The organism is candidate division KSB1 bacterium, assembly GCA_022566355.1.
GTDB lineage: Bacteria > Zhuqueibacterota > JdFR-76 > JdFR-76 > DREG01 > JADFJB01.
On sequence record JADFJB010000036.1, the window covers coordinates 1 to 19,023 of the forward strand.

The following is a 19,023-nucleotide window of genomic DNA, read 5'->3' on the forward strand; positions in this document are numbered from 1 at the left end:
CAATACCGTTTGCCAATCGGCTAATGTTCGGATATTATGTTTTGACTTTATATCACCATTGATAACAATGTCATATGGCATAAGGTGTGCAACGCCCTTACCATGATTTTCTATCCACAATCCCACCTCTTTAGTTGTAGGTTGATTGATAAACAATCTGATTAGAAATGGTCTTAACTCGGCTTCAAGGGTTTCCTTTTGATCCTTCCCTATTTTTTCCGTAGATGTCATTTGTTGTTTTATCTTCTCTCGTAGCTCAGCAATTGTCTCTTTTTGCTGTTGAATGGTAAAGTCTCGTGGGCGCACTAAAACTTCATTCGCAACGAACCACGCCAAGGATGCTCCAGCACCAAACATAACCACTACCACGATAACTAAGTGATTTTCTATTTTTTCCTTCAGGTTCACTTACTTTTTCCTCGGTTTTAAGTCATTAAAGTACAAACTGGCTAAAATAGTTTATCAGACTTAATTATTGAATTTTTAGACCGTCAAAACTGAAAGTAAAATTCATTACCCGTTGAAGATTTATATGAAAGAAGAAATTCTATTCTGTCAATAGCTTCAATAAATTTTTGATATCTCTCAATGCTAAATTCACTCGGTGCAATCCTGAGTACTAAAATTTTGTTTCCAGGCGCAATAACTATTTTCCCTCGAATTGCTGCCATATTTACCCAAGGGTGATTGATCCCGAGCCTTTTCAATACCGTTTTCCAATCGGCTAATGTTTGGATTTTATGTTTTGACTTTATATCACCATTGATAACAATGTCATATGGCGTGAGGTGGGCTATGCCCTTACCACGATTTTCTATCCACACTCCCACCTCTTTGGTTGTTGGTAAATTGATAAACAATCTGCTTAGAAATGGTCTTGATTCCTTTGCAGCTATTTCAAAGATTGGGGTCACAGAGGTGCCCGACGCTATGGCAGATATTGCTTCGGACAAACCATCTGGTGTAGCCGCCGATTCAATCTCATGCAATTTTCCCTTATAAAAGTTGGCCAGAGCATATCTGACCTCTGCAAACCCTCCCTTCATCTCTCTCTGTATCTCATCGACCTTTTCAAAGATCGTCTCATCATATCGTTGCAATGCATTTCTTTTCAATTCACACGTTTCGTACCAGTAATCCCGCATCTGTATAATGGTTTTCCTAAAATCTGGATTGTTCCCATACGTTCTATGATCACCTGCACATAGTGGAGCAGCATTGTCTATCGTATTTGGATCACCGTCCTTCTCAGGAATTATGTGATGTACATCGTTAACTAACCCCTGGCACATGCAGCATCGAAAATCTGCTTTCTTTTTAACTTTCAGTTTTAGACTTTCCCGGAACGGCATTCGTTTTCCAAGCTATAGGAACTGGGCTAATATATTATTCTATGGTTTCTTGATAACATTCCCAAAGTTATAAGCTTTTAACTGCCCTCGCAAGAGAAATAACTTCTTGAACAGTGAGCACCACCTTCAAACTTCTTTACGTTGTATAATAATTCCAACGATCAATCGTCTGATTACATATTGGCTTTTCCACTGTCGCCAGATCCGAAAAAATCAAAGAGGATTGTTTCTTGAGATCAGGATGCTTTATTCAATTACATATTTTAAAAAATATTTTGAAGTAATTTTTTGATATGTGAAGAGAATTAACCAGGCTAAGAAAATACCCAAAAGACCTCCGCAAATGACATCGAATGGATAATGGACTCCAACATAAGACCGGGAATAACCCACCGTTCCGGCAAAGATAAAAACAAACAGGTTTGTTTTCGGGTAAAGTCTGGAAAAAAAGAAAGCTGCGCCAAATATATTGGTTGCATGAGAAGATGTAAACGAGAAAGCCTTGGAACATGAAACCAATAACCGCACACCTTCCAAAGCATTGCAGGGTCTTATTCGCTCAACTAACGGTTTTATGACAGAACTACTGACATAATCCGTTAATATAATTAACGGAATAATCAGCGCTGCGGCAATCCTGCCCCGTTTTCCTCCAAAAATAATTAATCCTATCCAAACCAGCAAAATCGGGATTCTAAAATTTTTATCATTTGTAATGAACGGCATAACCACATCGAATACAGAATTAGCCATTGATTTATTGATCAAAAAAAAGAAATTTGTATCTAAAATCAAAACCCAATCAAACATATTATTTATTCTGGCGATTTTTAGTAGGAAATGATATATAAATTAGTAATAATCTTAATAATTTTGAAGCCAACAATCTATTGACTTTTTATGTTATTGCAATTATATTCTCAAATATTTTTCTGAATTTACTATTTATTAATAATAATTAAGGCGGTAAATGGCACAAGCATCGAGTTTTAGGTCGGGTATGGTTCTCGAATTGGAAAAAGAACTCTGGCAAATTACAGAAGCTCAGCTTGTAATGCCCGGCAAAGGTGGTGCTTTCGTTCGAACAAAATTAAAACATATGAAAACAGGACGAGTCGTTGAGCGGACATTTCGATCTGAAGAGAAATTAAAAGATGTTCGAGTTGAAAAAAAGTCGATGCAATATCTTTATAAAGATAGCGATCATTTCTATTTCATGGATAAAAATACATATGACCAGGTTACTGTGGATGCCGATTTCTTAGGAAATTCTGTAAATTATTTAAAGGAAGGAAATGATTCGGATTTACTTTTTCATGGATCTGAGCCTATTGGTATTGAACTTCCATATTTTGTCGAATTGGAAGTCGTTAAAACAGAACCGGGCTTAAAAGGAGATTCTGTGTCTGGTTCAACCAAACCTGCTCATCTGGAAACCGGAGCGACCGTTCAGGTCCCTTTATTTGTTGAAGAAGGGGACAAACTTAAAATTGACACGCGCACAAACGAATATGTTGAAAGAGTATGACATTTCAACGTTTCAATATAAAACCCACTATTGGGAGGAATCATGAATGTTAAAATGATTCGCAATTTAATTAAGCTAGTCGAAGAAAGTAATATTGCGGAATTGGAGGTTTCCCGTTGGGGAAGGAAAGTTAAAATTATTAAAAATATTAGCGATAATCATAAGTTATCAACCTCAGTTCCGGCAGAAAATATTATCATTACAGAGAAAGTAAATAATATTCAGGAAAAATCAATTTCGGAAACCAGTATTTCAGATACACCTGCAGCAAAGCCCTCTATTTCTGATGAACAAACAAAGGACCATGTAATACGGTCTCCGATGGTTGGTACCTTTCATCGTAAACCGTCTCCGGATAGTGATTTATATGTAGAAATAGGTGACCGGATTACTCCCGGAAAGATTTTATGTATTATCGAAGCTATGAAATTGATGAATGAAATTGAGGCAGAGGTAAGTGGTACTATCGTTGAAATCCTTGTGGACAATGGAAATCCTGTTGAGTATAATCAACCTCTCTTTCGAGTAAAAGAAGAATAAAATTCAAACAAGGGCTGATTTCCGGAGTAATTTTGTTTAATAAAATATTGATCGCAAATCGCGGAGAAATAGCTCTTCGAGTCATTCGGGCCTGTAAAGAACTTGGCATTAAAACAGTTGCAATTTATTCATCTGCAGATACTGACTCGCTTCATGTTCGTTTTGCTGACGAAGCTGTTTGTATTGGGCCCCCACCCAGTTATGAAAGTTATTTAAATATCCCCCGCATAATCAGTGCGGCGGAAGTTACGAATGCAGACGCTATCCATCCTGGATATGGCTTTTTAGCAGAGAACGCCCATTTTGCTGACATTACGGAATCTTGTAATATGCAGTTTATTGGTCCTCCTGCAAGTATTATCGATAAGATGGGAAATAAAGCCTTCGCTAAAACATTAATGAAGGAAGCCGGAGTACCAATTGTACCCGGTAGCAAAGGAGTTCTAAAAAACAGTGATGCAGCCAAAAAATCAGCCAAAACTATTGGTTATCCCATCATTCTAAAAGCATCAGCCGGCGGTGGTGGTAAAGGTATGCGTGTCGTCCACAATGAAAACGAATTGGAAACCGCATATCTAGCAGCTCAAAATGAGTCCAACGCAGCATTTGGAAATTCGGATTTATATCTTGAAAAATTTCTTCAAAAACCGAGACATATTGAAGTTCAAATTCTAGCAGACCATTATGGAAATGTGATCACTCTCGGTGAAAGAGAATGTTCTATTCAGCGGAAGCACCAAAAACTAATTGAGGAATCCCCCTCGCCTGCAGTTGATGATGAATTACGAAAAAAAATTACATCGGCTGCACTAGAAGGAGCAAAAGCTGCGAGTTATAGAAGTGCCGGTACGATCGAATTTTTACTTGAACCTGATAATAATTTCTACTTTATGGAAATGAACACCAGGATCCAGGTAGAACACCCTGTTACTGAAAGTGTATTTGGCATTGACCTTATTACGGAACAAATACGAATTGCAGCAGGTGAAAGGATCAATGAATTTTCACAGACATTTAAAATGCGTGGTCATGCAATTGAATGTCGCGTAAACGCAGAAAACCCGGATAAAAATTTTGCACCCTCACCTGGTACAATAACATATTTTCATATACCGGGAGGATTTGGAATTAGGGTTGACACTCACGCTTATGCTCAGTATGTTATTCCTCCCTATTATGATTCGTTAATTGCTAAGCTAATCGTCCAAGGAAAAACAAGGGAGGAAGCACTTAAAAGAATGGAAAGAGCGTTAGAAGAATTTGTAATCGAAGGTATTTCGACCACAATTCCCTTGCACCTACGAATTATCAGAAATGAAGATTTCAGGAATGGCAATTTCGATATCCATTTTATGGATACGTTTTTGGAGAACGGGAAACAATTGGCAAATCAAAAAGAGGAGTAGGAAATGATCCCCCAAGATTTAAAATATACAGAGGAGCATGAATGGGTGCTTTTCGAAGATAATGTTGCTACTATTGGAGTGACAGATTATGCACAAAGCGAACTCGGCGACGTAGTATTTGTAGAATTACCTAATGTCGGTGAACTGGTTCAACATATGGAACCTTTCGGAACAATCGAAGCAGTTAAAACTGTTGCTGACCTCTTTGCTCCTATTTCTGGCGAAGTTGTGGAAGTAAATACTTTACTTGAAGAAAATTCCCATTTAATCAACGAAGATCCATATGGAGAGGGTTGGATTATTAGAATCAAAGTATCAGATCCTGGTGAGGAAGAACACCTTTTGGATGCAGATGAATACGCAAAAATCATAGAGTAAAGGTTAAACCTATTACGAGGAACTGAATGCCATTTATACCAAATACAGAACAAAATGAAAAGAAAATATTAAACACAATTGGAATTGACTCATTTGAACAGCTGCTTACCGGAATTCCCCAAAATGCCAGAATATCAGGCGAATTAAACTTACCGGCGCAACTATCCGAACTGGAAGCGGTTCGGTTATTGCAGAACCTTGCTGAAAAAAATAAAAATATCAACCAATATTCTTGTTTTATTGGTGGGGGGGCGTATGACCATTATGTTCCTAGTGCTGTTGATCATATTATATCCAGGTCAGAATTCTATACAGCATATACTCCCTATCAACCTGAAGTTAGCCAAGGCACTCTCCAAGTTGCATTTGAATATCAAACGTTGATCTGTGAGTTAACGGGAATGGAGATCACTAACGCGTCTCTCTACGAAGGTGGCTCTTCTTTGGCTGAGGCTGTTTTATTAACCAATAGTTCTAAAGATTCAAAGCGGATGTTGGTTTCCGCAGGGATTAATCCGTATTATAAAAAAGTTATGCAAACCTATGCGGATGGCCAGAAAATTGAGCTAATCAATATTCCACTCAATGAAAATGGGGTCACTGATTTAAGTGCTTTGAAATCTTTACTTTCCGAACCAACTGGGGGTGTCTTCATTCAACATCCGAATTTTTTTGGAAACCTTGAAATTGTAGATGAATTAGAACATATCATTCATGATGCTAACAGTTTTTTTGTCGCTTCCATTGATCCAATTTCACTTGGAGTTATTTCCGCTCCAGGTGATTATGGGGCTGATATCGTTACCGGAGAGGGACAAGTATTAGGAAATCCCCTAAGCTTTGGTGGTCCATACTTAGGTATTTTTTGCGTAAATAAGGTGCTGGTCCGTAAACTACCTGGAAGATTAATTGGCGAAACTGTTGATTCCGAAAACCGTCGTGGATTTGTCATGACTCTTAGAACCCGCGAACAAGATATTCGAAGAGAAAAAGCGACATCTAATATTTGTACAAATCAAGCTTTAAATGCCTTGGCGGCGACAATTTATCTTTCATTGCTAGGAAAGCAAGGAATTAAGGAAGTTGCTGAACAATGTCTACAAAAAAGTCATTATTTAGCTGAAAAGATTTCTCAACTGAAAACTTTTAGTCTTTTGAGCAACAGTTTATTTTTTAAAGAGTTTGTCATAAAATGTCCTGCGGAAGCATGTACTGTAATTCAAAAACTCAAACATGAAGGAATACTTGCAGGCTTGGATTTAGGAAGAATTTATCCAAACCGAAAAGACCAACTTTTGGTAGCAGTTACCGAAAAAAGATCAACGGATGAACTTGATGCTTTCGTATCTGCACTAAAAAAATATTTCGAAACTTAAATTCTGACTATAGGCTTCTAATAGCTAAACTCATTGAGATTAAATACCTTTTTTGCAACCAGCATGTACCCCATGTGAAATCTCGAATCTCTGTTCCTACCATTTATTTCACTTAGTTCTTCCCCACAATTAATTGATTTTTCAGGTGTAACTTTCAATAATATTTTTTGTAGCTTTCTTAATATTCGTTCAAACATCGTTAAAATTGTGTTTGGCTTTTGATTTTTGTTCTCTGACTTTCTTAGCAAATTTATTCCATAGAATATAGTCTGGACTATAGAATTAATAAAATAAGGAATTTTTTTTCCTTTTGAATTAAGCACTTGAACATTAAACCCATTTTGTTCTGCAAGCATCCTTAAACCATCCGCCGTATAATTTGCAAAGACTGGTCTATCAGTGATAGAGAATTCATTTGAGACCATCACGACGAAATGACCATGGCGCTTTAAAACTCTATTGGCCTCACGAAAAAGATGGGTTGGCGATGCAACTTTGTTTAGCATATCCAGGGATAGGACAGTATCAAATGATTCATATTTAAAAGGAAGCGTTAATCCATCGGCCCAACAGTCTGATTGATCTTGTTCAATCCAATTTGGCAAATCTATGCCAATGTATTTACTGACTAAAGAATTAATCAGAAGAACATATGGTTTATTTCCACAACCTATTTCCAAAAGATTGTCATGAATAAATGGCCATACCTTAATCAAGGCTTTTGCTCCTAATTCCATAGAATAAAGTTTATTGGCTGGTATGGCAGATGGATCAACTGAATATAAATTTAAGCCTGCATCATAGCAAAGGGCTTGTCGTGCAATTTTTAGATTATTTCGAAAAGTAATCGAAAAGAGTTTCTTCGCCCAATAATTCCTAATACTAAGGTCTGTCGCGGTTTGTTCTATGCTATTATTCATCAGATAGATTCTTTAAATGTGGCTTCTAACAAATATGTATTTAGATAACATACTTAAAAATCCATTTGAAACTTTTGGATTATTTGTTTGACTAGACAAAGCTGTATCGACATTTTCTTGTGCCATTTTGGTTGCAACCTGTATGAGCTTTTCGGAATTGGTTTTATTGTTAAGATTTGGACTAGTCATTTTGCTATTATCAAATAAATGCACTAACCAATTTTTATCAAACAGTCCATTTCGGAGAAGGACTAATTTGTCCAAATTTATAAAATCCACTGGATTACCTAAATTTCCATTTCCATTATGTGCTCCTTCGTTTTGTGTGACAAATCCTGTTACACCAATAACATTTTGTTTAACAAAGTTTGTAATCGCTTCTTTTAACCATTTGGTTTTCAAGTTTAGGCAAGCATCCATAAATTGAATATATTTTCCTTTTGCTAATGATAATCCCTCAAACCTGGCTTCTTCCTTATTCCATTTTATTCCGCAATCAAACTGGATAATACTAAACCTGGATTCAAATTGAGGCACTTTTGGTACTGGTCTTAAAGGAGACATAATTAACAGGAATTCTAATTTATCTTTCGGATATTTCAATTGAGTCAATGATCTTAGACTTTGCTCAATTTGAGGAAGTGGACAATCAGCTGTTATGATTATGCTTATTAACGGGTAGTTTATCATCCAAACCTTAGTTTTTGGATTGCTTTAATCAAGAAATGACAATTGCCTTTATAAGGGCAAATCGCATACCACAAAATATTGATTTTTATACATCCCTAATTGTTTGATTATAATAAGGTTATCTATTCATTCTATTTTCTAAAGATTGAAATAAGTGTATCAATAAGAAACAATAGTAATCAATGAGACAAAAAATGGTGATTAATTAACCCAATTAGGGTCAAAACCTAGGAAAGATAAGGATTAAACAAAATATTGTAGGAGATAAAAAACGGCGATAGTCATTTATTTCTGTGTTTACCATCACCCCTCAAGAAAATTAAGCTGATCAAAAACACCGAAGAACATCGAGATTATAAATAATGAAATATTTTGAAGTTAAATCAAAATTATAAAAGTGGATTTTTATGCAAGAATTAATATTCAAATATTATCTTAACCTCTTGTTTTCATTCAATAATGTTTTTCTGTGTTTCTCTATGTTGAATAATCCAGGTTAATAATCAAAACCCGAGTTAATTTTACTGAAACCTAAATTGGATAACTTTTACTGTTTTAAAAAAAAATATTTAATAATGTATATTTATTTCCAAATGAATAACTAAACTAACTAATCGATAAGTATTCAATAATGTGTTTAAGAGAGAATGCTTTATGAAAACTTATAAGCAAAGCATACGAAGAGCAGTTTTGGTTGATGGTTGCCGCATTCCTTTTCTACGTTCCAGCACTGAATATCAAGATCTAACTTCATATGATCTTGCACGATATGCAATTAAGGCTTTAATTGACCGTTCTGGAATTGATAAAAAAATGGTAAACCAGGTTATCATGGGAACTGTTATTTCGAATATTCAAACCAGCAATGTAGCCAGAGAAGCAGCCCTGGCTATTGGTTTACCTCATAATATTCCCGCTTTCACAGTGACGCTGGCATGTATATCTTCAAACCAAGCAATAACCAGTGGTGTAGATTTAATACAAACATATCAAGCTGATGTTGTAATTGCTGGTGGAACTGAATGTATGTCTGACATACCCATACTCTTCAGGAAAAAATTCAGAAAAAAGTTGATCGAAACCCAGAAATATAAAAAGACTACAGATTACCTAAAATTCATTAAAGGACTTGGTTTTAGTGATTTGCTGCCGGAAATTCCATCTATTTCGGAATATTCCACCGGCCGGACAATGGGAATGGATTGTGACCGACTAGCTGCCAGATTGGGTATTTCGAGGGAAGAACAGGATGAATATGCACTTCGGTCGCATTTGGGTGCTGCAAATGCTATTGAAAATGGACTATTCAATGAAGAGATCCAACCTGTTATGGCGCCACCTAAATTCATACCAATTCTTAAAGACAATGGTCCTCGTGCAGATTCAACAATTGAAAAATTACAGAAATTGAGACCAGCCTTTATGAAACCTTATGGCACTTTAACTGCAGCGAATTCCTCTTTTTTAACCGACGGTGCAAGCACTGTGCTTTTAATGGCCGAGGACACAGCAAAAAGCTTAGGGTTTAAACCTAAAGTTGCAATTAATGCATATACATATACAGCACAAGATCCAAAGGAAGAATTATTACTAGGACCGGCTTATGCAACCCCTAAACTTCTAGATATGACAGGATTAACCATTAAAGATATTGACGTATTCGAGTTTCACGAAGCTTTTGCGGCGCAAATTCTTGCTAATTTAAAATGTCTTGATTCCACTCAGTTTGCAAAAGACAATTTAGGCAAAAGCAAAAAAATTGGCCAAATTCCTATGGATAAATTTAATACACTGGGTGGATCACTTTCCCTGGGACACCCTTTTGGAGCCACTGGTGCAAGGCTGGCAACAACCACAGCAAATCGACTTATTCGTGAAGACGGTCAATTTGGATTGATCGCCTCTTGTGCTTCCGGTGCAATTGGTAATGCAATTTTAATGGAGCGTTTAAACTAAACCATATTCAAACGCATGAATGAGTTTTGGAGGAATTAAAAATGTCGTTCACACATGTAGTCAAAGAAGACGATGTTGCTTTTGTTTGGTTGGATCATCCGCATGATAAAATTAATAAAATATCATTCGATTTGATCAGTGAATTTGAAACCCTGCTAAATACTTTGGAAAATGATGATGAAGTAAAGGCTATTATTTTGATTAGTAAAAAACCGGACAATTTTATTGCTGGAGCGGATATCGATGCTTTCACGGCAATTGTAGATGCAACCCAAGCTGAAGAAGCAAGCCGTAATGGGAATCAGCTTTTAAGCCGGCTGGCAAATTTCTCAAAACCGGTCGTTGCGGCAATACATGGAGCAGCACTTGGTGGGGGATTAGAGATTGCACTAGCGTGTCATTACCGCATTGCAAGCAATGACCCAAAAACCATTTTAGGGCTACCTGAAGTCAAGCTGGGGCTTCTACCAGGCAGTGGGGGTACTCAACGTTTACCGCGTCTTGTCGGAATTCAAAAAGCTTTGAATATAATGCTTACAGGAAAAAATGTTTATCCCCATCAGGCAAAAAGAATGGGATTAGTTGATGAACTCCATCACCCTTATGGTTTGGATATTGCGGCAAAAACTGCAGCTCTTTCTCTAATTGGGAAAAAGCCTCGTAAAGCAAACAAATCGACCTTAGAAAAACTGCTGGAAGGAACGTCATTTGGAAGGAATTTAATCCTTTCCAAGGCCAGGCAAGCTGTTGCAAAGAGTACTAAAGGGAACTATCCTGCCCCATTAAAAATTATTGATTGCGTTGAAATTGGTCTATCCAAAGGAATGCAAGAAGGATTAAACGCTGAATCCAAAAGATTTGGTGAGTTAATGGTTTCTCCGGAATCAAAACAGTTGGTCAATCTTTTTTTCAGTATGAATGCAGTCAAAAAAAATCCGATGAAAGAAAAGGCTAAGCCAGTGGAAAAAATTGGCGTTCTTGGCGCCGGTTTAATGGGTTCGGGAATTGCAATGATCAGCGCAAATAATGGAATGGAGGTTGTACTCAAAGACATCAACTATGACTCCATAGGCAAAGGCACAAAAACAATCTGGAAAGAATTAAGCGGAAAAGTGCGTAAAAAAGCTTTGACTCATTTTGAAAGAGACTTAATTATGAGTCGAATTTCAGGGTCGATAAACCAGGACACATTAAAAAATGCAAATTTGATTATTGAAGCAGTATTTGAAGATTTAAAATTAAAACAAACGATCTTGAAAGAGACTGAAGAAATTTCGGATGATAACGCAATCTTTGCCAGTAATACCTCTTCACTCCCCATTTCAGATATTGCCAAAAACGCGATTAAACCTGAACAAGTGATTGGTATGCACTATTTTTCCCCGGTTCATAAAATGCCTTTGCTCGAAATCATCAAAACCAACCAAACAGCTGATTGGGTGGTTGCAACGGCTGTAGAGACTGGAATCAAACAAGGAAAGACTGTGATTGTGGTTAAGGATGGCCCCGGTTTTTATACCACCCGGATATTAGCACCAATGCTAAATGAAGCAATACTTCTATTAGAAGAAGGAGGAAATATTGAACAGATTGATGATGCTATGAAGAAATTCGGATTTCCGGTTGGGCCATTTACCTTGATGGATGAAATAGGGATTGATGTTTGCGCTCACGTTACCGAGGTTTTGTCAAAGCTCTTTGCAAAAAGGGGCGTTGAGGGTAGTACGAAAATGAAAGATCTATTCGAAGCCGGATATATGGGCAAGAAAAATAAAATAGGATTTTACCGATACAAGGATAAATCAAAAGTTGACTTTCTCACTAGAAAAAAGAGAAAAAGCATAAATCCCACTGTTTATGCTTTCTTTGGCGGTGTAAACAGAAAAACGATTGATGATAAGGATATTTACCAAAGATTAACCTGGGCAATGGTAAATGAAGCTGCTTATTGCTTACAAGAAAATATATTAAATTCACCTCGAGATGGCGATCTTGGCGCTATTCTTGGCCTTGGTTTTCCTCCTTTCTTGGGAGGACCTTTCAGATATTTAGACTCTTTAGGAAGCAAAGAGGTTCTTTCTATTATGGAAAACCTGGAATCTAAATATGGCAAGCGATTCGAAATCGCAAAGATTATCCGCGATTATTCGAAAAAAGGAAAGTTATTCTATAATTCGTCATAATTGAATAAAATGAATAATAAACAACTTTTCAAGCAGATTTTATAAAGGAAGATTTTGGATATTCGCTTTTACTTCATCAGCAGAATTTCGGAGCGCAGTGATATCGCCATCAGACAAAGGAATTTCCAATATTTCTTCAATACCACTGGCTCCCAGTTTCACAGGAACGCCTACGAATGTATCGGAAATTCCATATTGCCCGGTCAACCAGGCTGCACAAGGCAATACTCTATGATTGTTTTTAGCGATTGCCTCCACCATTTCTGCTGCAGCAGAACCAGGAGCATAATACGCACTACCACTTTTTAGTAACGATACAATTTCGCCACCGCCTTTTCGAGTCCGTTCGATAATTTGATTGATCTTATCCTCAGACAAAAAATGCTTTAAGGGAATTCCAGCTATGGTTGTATAATCAGGAAGTGGAACCATACTATCTCCATGCCCACCCAGCACCATAGCTTGAATATCTCTCACTGATACATTTAATTCCATGGCAAGAAATGACCGGTATCGCGCAGTGTCCAGAATTCCAGCCATTCCCATTACCTTGTTGTGAGAAAATCCACTCACCTTATAAGCAACATAAGTCATTACATCAAGTGGGTTTGAAACGACGATTATAATGGAATTAGGCGATTTTTCAACAACGCTTTTTGTTACAGACTTTACGATATCGGTATTAGTATTTACCAAATCATCACGGCTCATCCCCGGCTTTCTAGCAATCCCGGCAGTAATAACAACAACATCGGAATTCACTGTTTCCTCATAACCATTTGTACCCACGATACGTGTGTCAAATACCTCAATCGGAGCTGATTCCCACATATCAAGACCTTTTCCTTGAGGGATACCGTCCAAAATATCAACTATAACAACTTCCTCAGCGATATCTTTATCAGCCACTCTTTGGGAAACAGTAGCACCAACATGCCCTGCACCAATAACTGTAACTTTCATTGTTTTAGCTCCGATATGGAAACAAATTAAGAGGAACTCTCTTTAAGCTGTAATAACATTTACAACTTTTCTGGAACGTCCTATCTGTCTAAACTCTATCACACCGTCTTCTTTGGCGAAGAGAGTATCATCATTCCCCTTTCCTACATTTAATCCCGGGTGAATTTTTGTTCCCCGTTGCCGAATAATAATACCTCCAGCTGTTATTTTTTGACCGCCATATACCTTTACTCCTAACCGCTTAGATTGACTATCCCGGCCGTTTCTTGTACTGCCACCACCTTTTTTATGAGCCATCATTTTCTCCCTTCGATGCAACCGCTGTAATTTTATCTATTTGTATTTTTGTGAAATGTTGTCTATGTCCCCTTGTGACCTTATAGCCTTTTCGCCGTTTTTTCTTAAAAACGATAATTTTCTTTTCGCGATCGTGGCCTAAAATACTCGCTTTTACTTTTACGCCGTTTACAACTGGTTGACCAATCTTTATCCCTTTGTCAGAAGCGACAAGTAATACCCGGTCAAATTCGACTTTCTTACCCTCATCCTCATCTAACAATGGTACTGAAACAACATCATTTTCAGAAATTTTAAACTGCTTTCCTGATATTTCTACTATTGCATACATTAAGAAGATATCTCCTCTTTTCAATCATTTTTTAATTAGACATTTTAGAATAAAATTCAACTGCTGAATATATATATCACCTCCACTTATATCAAGTTTTTATATCGTTAGTTAACTCCTCATCAGTTTTTTTTGAAAGGATTTTAAACTCACCGTAGACCAATTCCAAATCTGACTTCAGCTGAATTCTAATAAAATATTTTACCATAATTTTTCGTAGTCGATTCCACATGCCATTATTTAAATAATTTTCAAGGATTGGGTGAACAACCAATTTTATACTTCTCTCCTTTGTTCGGTCACGCAAACGTCTAATAGCATGCTCAATTTTTGTAGCAACTGTCGGATTTGAAGGAACTTGCCCAATTCCGTTACAAGTAGAACATGTTTCAGAGAAAAAATTAATTAAACTCGGCCTCACCCTTTCCCGGGTCATTTCAACTAAACCGAAACTAGATAAATCTGAGATATTAGATTTGGCTCGATCCTTTTTTAATTCCCTACGAAAAAGAGTGATTAGTTTTTTCTTTCTTTGAGTATTAATCAGATCAATAAAATCAATAATGATTAAACCGCCAAGGTCACGCAACCGAAGCTGTCTGGCAATTTCATATGCTGCTTCAGAATTAATTTTATAGGATGTTTCGTCATGTTCTTTTTGGCTTACATGCCTGCCACTATTAACATCTATTGCAACTAGTGCTTCAGTCTGATCAAAAACAATGGAGCCTCCGCTTTTCAGCCATACCTTTCGAGAAAGACCTTTTTCCACTTCTTTTTCAATATTGTATTCATCAAAAATTGGATTCATACCTTTATAATATTCTACCTTCTTGGCAAGATCGGGCGATACCTCTCGCAAGTATTTACTAATCTCACGAAACAATCTTCGCGAATCGACTACAACATGTGATATGTCCGATGTAAAAAGATCGCGGATAATTGAAGAAACCATTCCCATATCTTTATATAGTATAACAGGGCCATTCTCCCTTTTCGCCTGATGCTCGATTTTAGACCAATTTCGTAATAAATTTTCTAAATCAAATTGCAGATCTTTTTGCGCTTTTCCCTCAGCGACCGTTCGAACGATTAAACCAAATCCCTTTGGACGAAGGCTATAAGCAAGCTTTTTTAATCGATTTTTTTCCCTAATATTGGCAATTTTCTTCGAAATACCAACATGTTTTGAATGTGGCACTAAAACAAGAAAGCGACCCGGCAAAGTAATCTCTGAAGTTACTCTTGCACCTTTTGTTCCTAGAGGTTCTTTTGTAATTTGAACCAGGATACTTTGGCCAGTAATCAGGGGAACTTCTCTTTTCTTTCCTTCACTTCTATTATTTTTCCTAGGGTTATCGTTTTTGCCACTTTCACCAATGGGACCGTAGCTTTCAAAAAATTCACCGATGTCCGAAAATCTCAAAAATGCATTTTGTCCCAAACCAATATCGACAAAAGCAGCGCCCATACCTTTAATAACATTTTCAACAATGCCTTTATAAATACTACCAACCATTCTTTCTTGCTCTGGTAGTTCTACATATAATTCAACCAGCTTACTTCTTTCCAGAATTGCTATTCTAGCTCCGGAGACAGACGAATTGATAATAATTTCTTTACTCATATAGCAGATGTAACTATTTTATTCTAAATTTTAAGTTCGAAGTTTAGTATTTATTTGTACTTAACTATGGCGAGATAATATAGGACAATTGATAAAATAGTCTATACACCAGGATATTGCACAAATACCTATAATATCCACCTTTAGTGCAAAATCAAACAATGACTAGATATGAATTTCCAAATCTAACTATTTATTTTATTTGGGTGATATCGGAGGGATAAACTAGATTAAAGTCAAGCAATTAATAGTGTATTCAAACACACAAACACTATCCATCCATGATTAATCAAACAACAAAATATTTACCCGCCTAATTAAAACAATTCAATAAAATCTATATTTATAAAATCTAGCTTAATCTTTTGACCCTAGATTCACCAACCACAGTTAAATTTCCAAAGAACAAATTAATAGAATTGAGATTTCTAAAATATTTTATTCTAATTAAGGTATTTAATTTAATAGAATATTGAACCTTATTCAATCTAATCTTTTAAGTAGTTTATCTCAATTTAATTATTTACATATTTCTTATAATTAGAATCCCTTATTCCTCTCAAAATACATTGTTTTTAATTTATTCATTTTTCAAAGTTATAATCAGGTACCGTACTGTTTCCGTATAAACAGAATAAATTGTCTGAACGCCTTCCGATATTAGCCTTTGTTCCATTTCCTTACCATTTGGATCTTTGCCTATACGGCTGAATAGAATACCTTTGTAACAATACTCTCTACATTATGAACAATATTGATCGGGATACTTCCCAGGTATTTTTCATTTGGATATATCGCATAGCAATTCCCCAATTGCTGCAATTTTCATCTGAAATTCGAACAATTAAACCCCTAAAAATAGAAAGGGACAGGAGTAAAAGTAATTATAAATAGTACGAACATGAAAAATCCAAGCATTTTTCGATTTGAATCCAAAGGTGTAATCTCATCCCAGGTTGGAGGATGCCTATAAAATAAAAAAACCAATAGAATTAGCATAGGTATCCAACCGGTGAAAAAAAATGAACAGATGGCAAAAAATACCAGCGCAACTGCGAAAACGTACCTACACTTTTTACCAAACATCGCATATGCGATATGCCCGCCATCGAGCTGTCCAATCGGCAGTAGGTTAAGTGCGGTTACAAAAAGTCCAACCCAGCCGGCATATGCCATTGGGTGAACAAAAACATCCATTCCTTCGGGCAATGGTCCGAAAATATAATGTCGTATTACCTGAAATATAATAGGCTCTCCCATACTGATTGTGTCCTGTAATGTGCTAATTTCCTTTACTTCAGAAAGCTGCAATCCGTACAGTATTGCCGGAAATACAATCACTAGTCCGGCTAAAGGTCCGGCAACGGCCACATCAAATAATGCTTTCCTATTTGGAATCCTCTGTTGCATAGCAATCACGGCTCCAAATGTACCAAATAGACTAAAAGGAAAAGGAATAAAATAGGGCAAAGTGGCAGCGATATTATGTCTTCGACACATTAAGTAATGACCCATTTCATGAGCTAATAAAATACTCATAATTGTAACAGAATATACCATACCCCCTACAATATAAGTTGATCCGATAGTCAGGATAAATAATACAATTTGGAGATTGTTATTCTTTCGTTGGAATATTCTTTGAAGATAGGTAGGACGATACGTATTGTGTTCCCCATATTGATCATAATTTGTACCACCGGAAGGGCTGTTCATACTATTATCCAATTAAGCTCACAATTTCAACCCGATCTCCTTTTGTCAAGCCTAACTTTTCCGCAGCATTTTGGTCATTCGCAAATGACAAAAACTTACTTGCTGTCAACATAAGCAATAATATTTTTATAAATATTTAGCATCACAGCTTTCATAATTCCGACAATGCTAAAATCCGTAATTAATGTAAAAATACGATTTCGGCTATTACTATCATGGTTCTGGAGATAACAAATTTTGGTAAGCCTTTAAAATTGGAGATTTAAAGTTTTAACTATCAATCTGGTTTCATTTGTTGCAAATATAAATTCAAACCTGGAGAATTTCAAGCAGAATTAAAAAAGTATTAGCTTGTGATATTTTCAATTGCGATTATTGGACTTACTTGGTATTTCAATACCCATTTCGCGGAAATCACGGATCTTATTTCGTAAAGTACGAACTGAAATTCCTAATTCTTCTGCCGTTTTTGTACGATTTCCCCTATTTTCTTCGAGAACTTGTAGAATCATTTTTTTCTCAATTTCGCCAAGATTTTTTATATTTCCATTCAAATTATTGTAATTTTGTGCGGTTTTGTAATCATAAGGCATTAAAAAATGATCAGGTTCAATTGTATCGCCTTTGCAAATAACAACCGCCCTTTCGATCGCGTTTTCAAGTTCACGGACATTTCCCGGCCAATCGTAATTCATTAGCATTTTCATTGCTTCATCTGAGATCTTATCAACTTTCCTGCTGTTTTCTTCTGAGTAATTTTTTCTAAAATGCTCTGCTAAAAGTAGAATATCTTCCTTTCTTTCTTTTAGAGCTGGTAATATAATCGGAACTACATTGAGACGATAAAAAAGGTCCTCTCTAAATTCACCATTATCTATTAATTTCTTCAAGTCACAATTTGTTGTAGCAATAACACGGACATCTACTTCCATCGTCTCAGTGCCACCAACCTTCTCAAACTCCTTTTCTTGCAAAACCCTTAATAATTTAGCCTGTAAATTAAGATTCATTTCACTAATCTCATCGAGTAGTAAAGTACCTCCGTCTGCAAGTTCAAATCTGCCTCTTGTCTGTTTGATTGCACCGGTAAAAGCACCTTTTTCATGGCCAAAGAGTTCACTTTCCACCAGGCCGTCAGGAATTGCAGCACAATTTGTTTTTATAAAGGAATTTTTCCTCCTTGGGCTATTGAAATGAATAGCTTTCGCGACTAATTCTTTTCCAGTACCGCTTGCACCTTGAATTAGTATTGTGGCTTTGGAATCGGCAACCATTTGTATTACATCAAATACTTCCTTGATTTTTTGGCTCTTGCCAATTATGTTGTCAAAGCCTTCTAATTTGCCAAGCTGAGATTTTAAGAATTTGTTTTCTGATTGCAACTTATGATAATCGAAATATTTTTCGATAACTATTTCTATTTCATCAGCTGAGAATGGTTTTGTTAGGTAATCGAAAGCTCCAATTTTCATTGCTTCCACTGCATTCTCAACTGTTCCATAAGCTGTAATTACAATAACGCCTGTATCTGGGTTGTTTTTTTTTGCTTTATTTAAAACAACTAATCCGTTGTCGTCTGGTAGTCTAAGATCGGTAATTACGAGGTCATAATTGTTTTCATTCAGTTTGTTTTTAGCAGATTGAACATCCTCTGCACTATCAAACTCAAAATGTTTTCGTCTCAAAATTTCCAATAGAAATTCATGCAACAGATGATCGTCGTCTACAACTAATATTTTTTTTCCTGGTATCACAACATC

Annotated in this window: 18 protein-coding genes; 7 read left to right on the forward strand and 11 right to left on the reverse strand. The window is 36.3% G+C overall.

Annotated features, from left to right (window positions below; all coding sequences use genetic code 11):
• The 3 genes from IIC38_08240 to IIC38_08250 form a co-directional block, all read right to left on the reverse strand.
• On the reverse strand, nt 1–408 hold a 408-nt coding region (locus IIC38_08240), incomplete at its 3' end, for a hypothetical protein (protein MCH8125934.1).
• 83 nt (nt 409–491) lie between these two features.
• On the reverse strand, nt 492–1,352 hold the full coding sequence (locus IIC38_08245) for an HNH endonuclease (protein MCH8125935.1): 861 nt from the start codon (nt 1,350–1,352) through the stop codon (nt 492–494).
• A 246-nt stretch (nt 1,353–1,598) separates the two neighbouring features.
• Complete coding sequence (locus IIC38_08250; GenBank protein MCH8125936.1) at nt 1,599–2,162, reverse strand: phosphatase PAP2 family protein; 564 nt, start codon at nt 2,160–2,162, stop codon at nt 1,599–1,601.
• A gap of 160 nt (nt 2,163–2,322) precedes the next feature.
• On the opposite strand from IIC38_08250, the gene efp reads away from it, so the two are divergent.
• Genes efp through gcvPA form a run of 5 tightly spaced genes read left to right on the forward strand, consistent with a single transcriptional unit; the run spans nt 2,323 to nt 6,580 of the window.
• Nucleotides 2,323–2,880, forward strand: a complete 558-nt coding sequence (efp, locus tag IIC38_08255; GenBank protein MCH8125937.1) for an elongation factor P — start codon at nt 2,323–2,325, stop codon at nt 2,878–2,880.
• Nucleotides 2,881–2,922: 42 nt separating this feature from the next.
• Complete coding sequence (locus IIC38_08260; GenBank protein ID MCH8125938.1) at nt 2,923–3,420, forward strand: acetyl-CoA carboxylase biotin carboxyl carrier protein; 498 nt, start codon at nt 2,923–2,925, stop codon at nt 3,418–3,420.
• A gap of 32 nt (nt 3,421–3,452) precedes the next feature.
• On the forward strand, nt 3,453–4,826 hold the full coding sequence (gene accC / locus IIC38_08265) for an acetyl-CoA carboxylase biotin carboxylase subunit (GenBank protein MCH8125939.1): 1,374 nt from the start codon (nt 3,453–3,455) through the stop codon (nt 4,824–4,826).
• Between the two features lie 3 nt (nt 4,827–4,829).
• Nucleotides 4,830–5,204 (forward strand): glycine cleavage system protein GcvH, encoded by a 375-nt coding sequence (gene gcvH / locus IIC38_08270; GenBank protein MCH8125940.1) that lies wholly within the window; start codon nt 4,830–4,832, stop codon nt 5,202–5,204.
• A 26-nt stretch (nt 5,205–5,230) separates the two neighbouring features.
• Complete coding sequence (gene gcvPA / locus IIC38_08275) at nt 5,231–6,580, forward strand: aminomethyl-transferring glycine dehydrogenase subunit GcvPA (GenBank protein ID MCH8125941.1); 1,350 nt, start codon at nt 5,231–5,233, stop codon at nt 6,578–6,580.
• 17 nt (nt 6,581–6,597) lie between these two features.
• Here gcvPA and IIC38_08280 read toward each other — a convergent pair whose 3' ends face one another.
• Nucleotides 6,598–7,500: a class I SAM-dependent methyltransferase gene (locus tag IIC38_08280; GenBank protein ID MCH8125942.1), complete on the reverse strand. Its 903-nt coding sequence runs from the start codon at nt 7,498–7,500 to the stop codon at nt 6,598–6,600.
• 12 nt (nt 7,501–7,512) lie between these two features.
• Nucleotides 7,513–8,103, reverse strand: a complete 591-nt coding sequence (locus tag IIC38_08285) for a hypothetical protein (GenBank protein MCH8125943.1) — start codon at nt 8,101–8,103, stop codon at nt 7,513–7,515.
• 741 nt (nt 8,104–8,844) lie between these two features.
• Here IIC38_08285 and IIC38_08290 point away from each other — a divergent pair.
• Both IIC38_08290 and fadJ read left to right on the forward strand, forming a co-directional pair.
• On the forward strand, nt 8,845–10,146 hold the full coding sequence (locus IIC38_08290; protein MCH8125944.1) for an acetyl-CoA C-acyltransferase: 1,302 nt from the start codon (nt 8,845–8,847) through the stop codon (nt 10,144–10,146).
• A 41-nt stretch (nt 10,147–10,187) separates the two neighbouring features.
• Nucleotides 10,188–12,329: a fatty acid oxidation complex subunit alpha FadJ gene (fadJ, locus tag IIC38_08295; GenBank protein MCH8125945.1), complete on the forward strand. Its 2,142-nt coding sequence runs from the start codon at nt 10,188–10,190 to the stop codon at nt 12,327–12,329.
• A 39-nt stretch (nt 12,330–12,368) separates the two neighbouring features.
• Here fadJ and mdh read toward each other — a convergent pair whose 3' ends face one another.
• From mdh to IIC38_08325, 6 genes are all read right to left on the reverse strand, one after another.
• Nucleotides 12,369–13,292 carry a malate dehydrogenase gene (mdh, locus tag IIC38_08300; protein MCH8125946.1) on the reverse strand — a complete coding sequence of 308 codons (924 nt, stop codon included), beginning with the start codon at nt 13,290–13,292 and terminating at the stop codon, nt 12,369–12,371.
• A 42-nt stretch (nt 13,293–13,334) separates the two neighbouring features.
• Entirely contained in the window at nt 13,335–13,589 is a 255-nt protein-coding gene (rpmA, locus tag IIC38_08305) for a 50S ribosomal protein L27 (protein ID MCH8125947.1), read from the reverse strand.
• Entirely contained in the window at nt 13,579–13,920 is a 342-nt protein-coding gene (gene rplU, locus IIC38_08310; GenBank protein ID MCH8125948.1) for a 50S ribosomal protein L21, read from the reverse strand. The genes rpmA and rplU overlap by 11 nt, the downstream gene beginning before the upstream one ends.
• Before the next feature lie 91 nt (nt 13,921–14,011).
• Nucleotides 14,012–15,547, reverse strand: a complete 1,536-nt coding sequence (locus IIC38_08315) for an Rne/Rng family ribonuclease (GenBank protein MCH8125949.1) — start codon at nt 15,545–15,547, stop codon at nt 14,012–14,014.
• 852 nt (nt 15,548–16,399) lie between these two features.
• The gene (locus IIC38_08320; protein MCH8125950.1) at nt 16,400–17,263 is read right to left on the reverse strand and encodes a site-2 protease family protein; all 864 of its coding nucleotides are present in this window, start codon (nt 17,261–17,263) and stop codon (nt 16,400–16,402) included.
• A 362-nt stretch (nt 17,264–17,625) separates the two neighbouring features.
• Nucleotides 17,626–19,014 carry a sigma-54-dependent Fis family transcriptional regulator gene (locus IIC38_08325; protein ID MCH8125951.1) on the reverse strand — a complete coding sequence of 463 codons (1,389 nt, stop codon included), beginning with the start codon at nt 19,012–19,014 and terminating at the stop codon, nt 17,626–17,628.
• Nucleotides 19,015–19,023 lie beyond the last annotated feature (9 nt).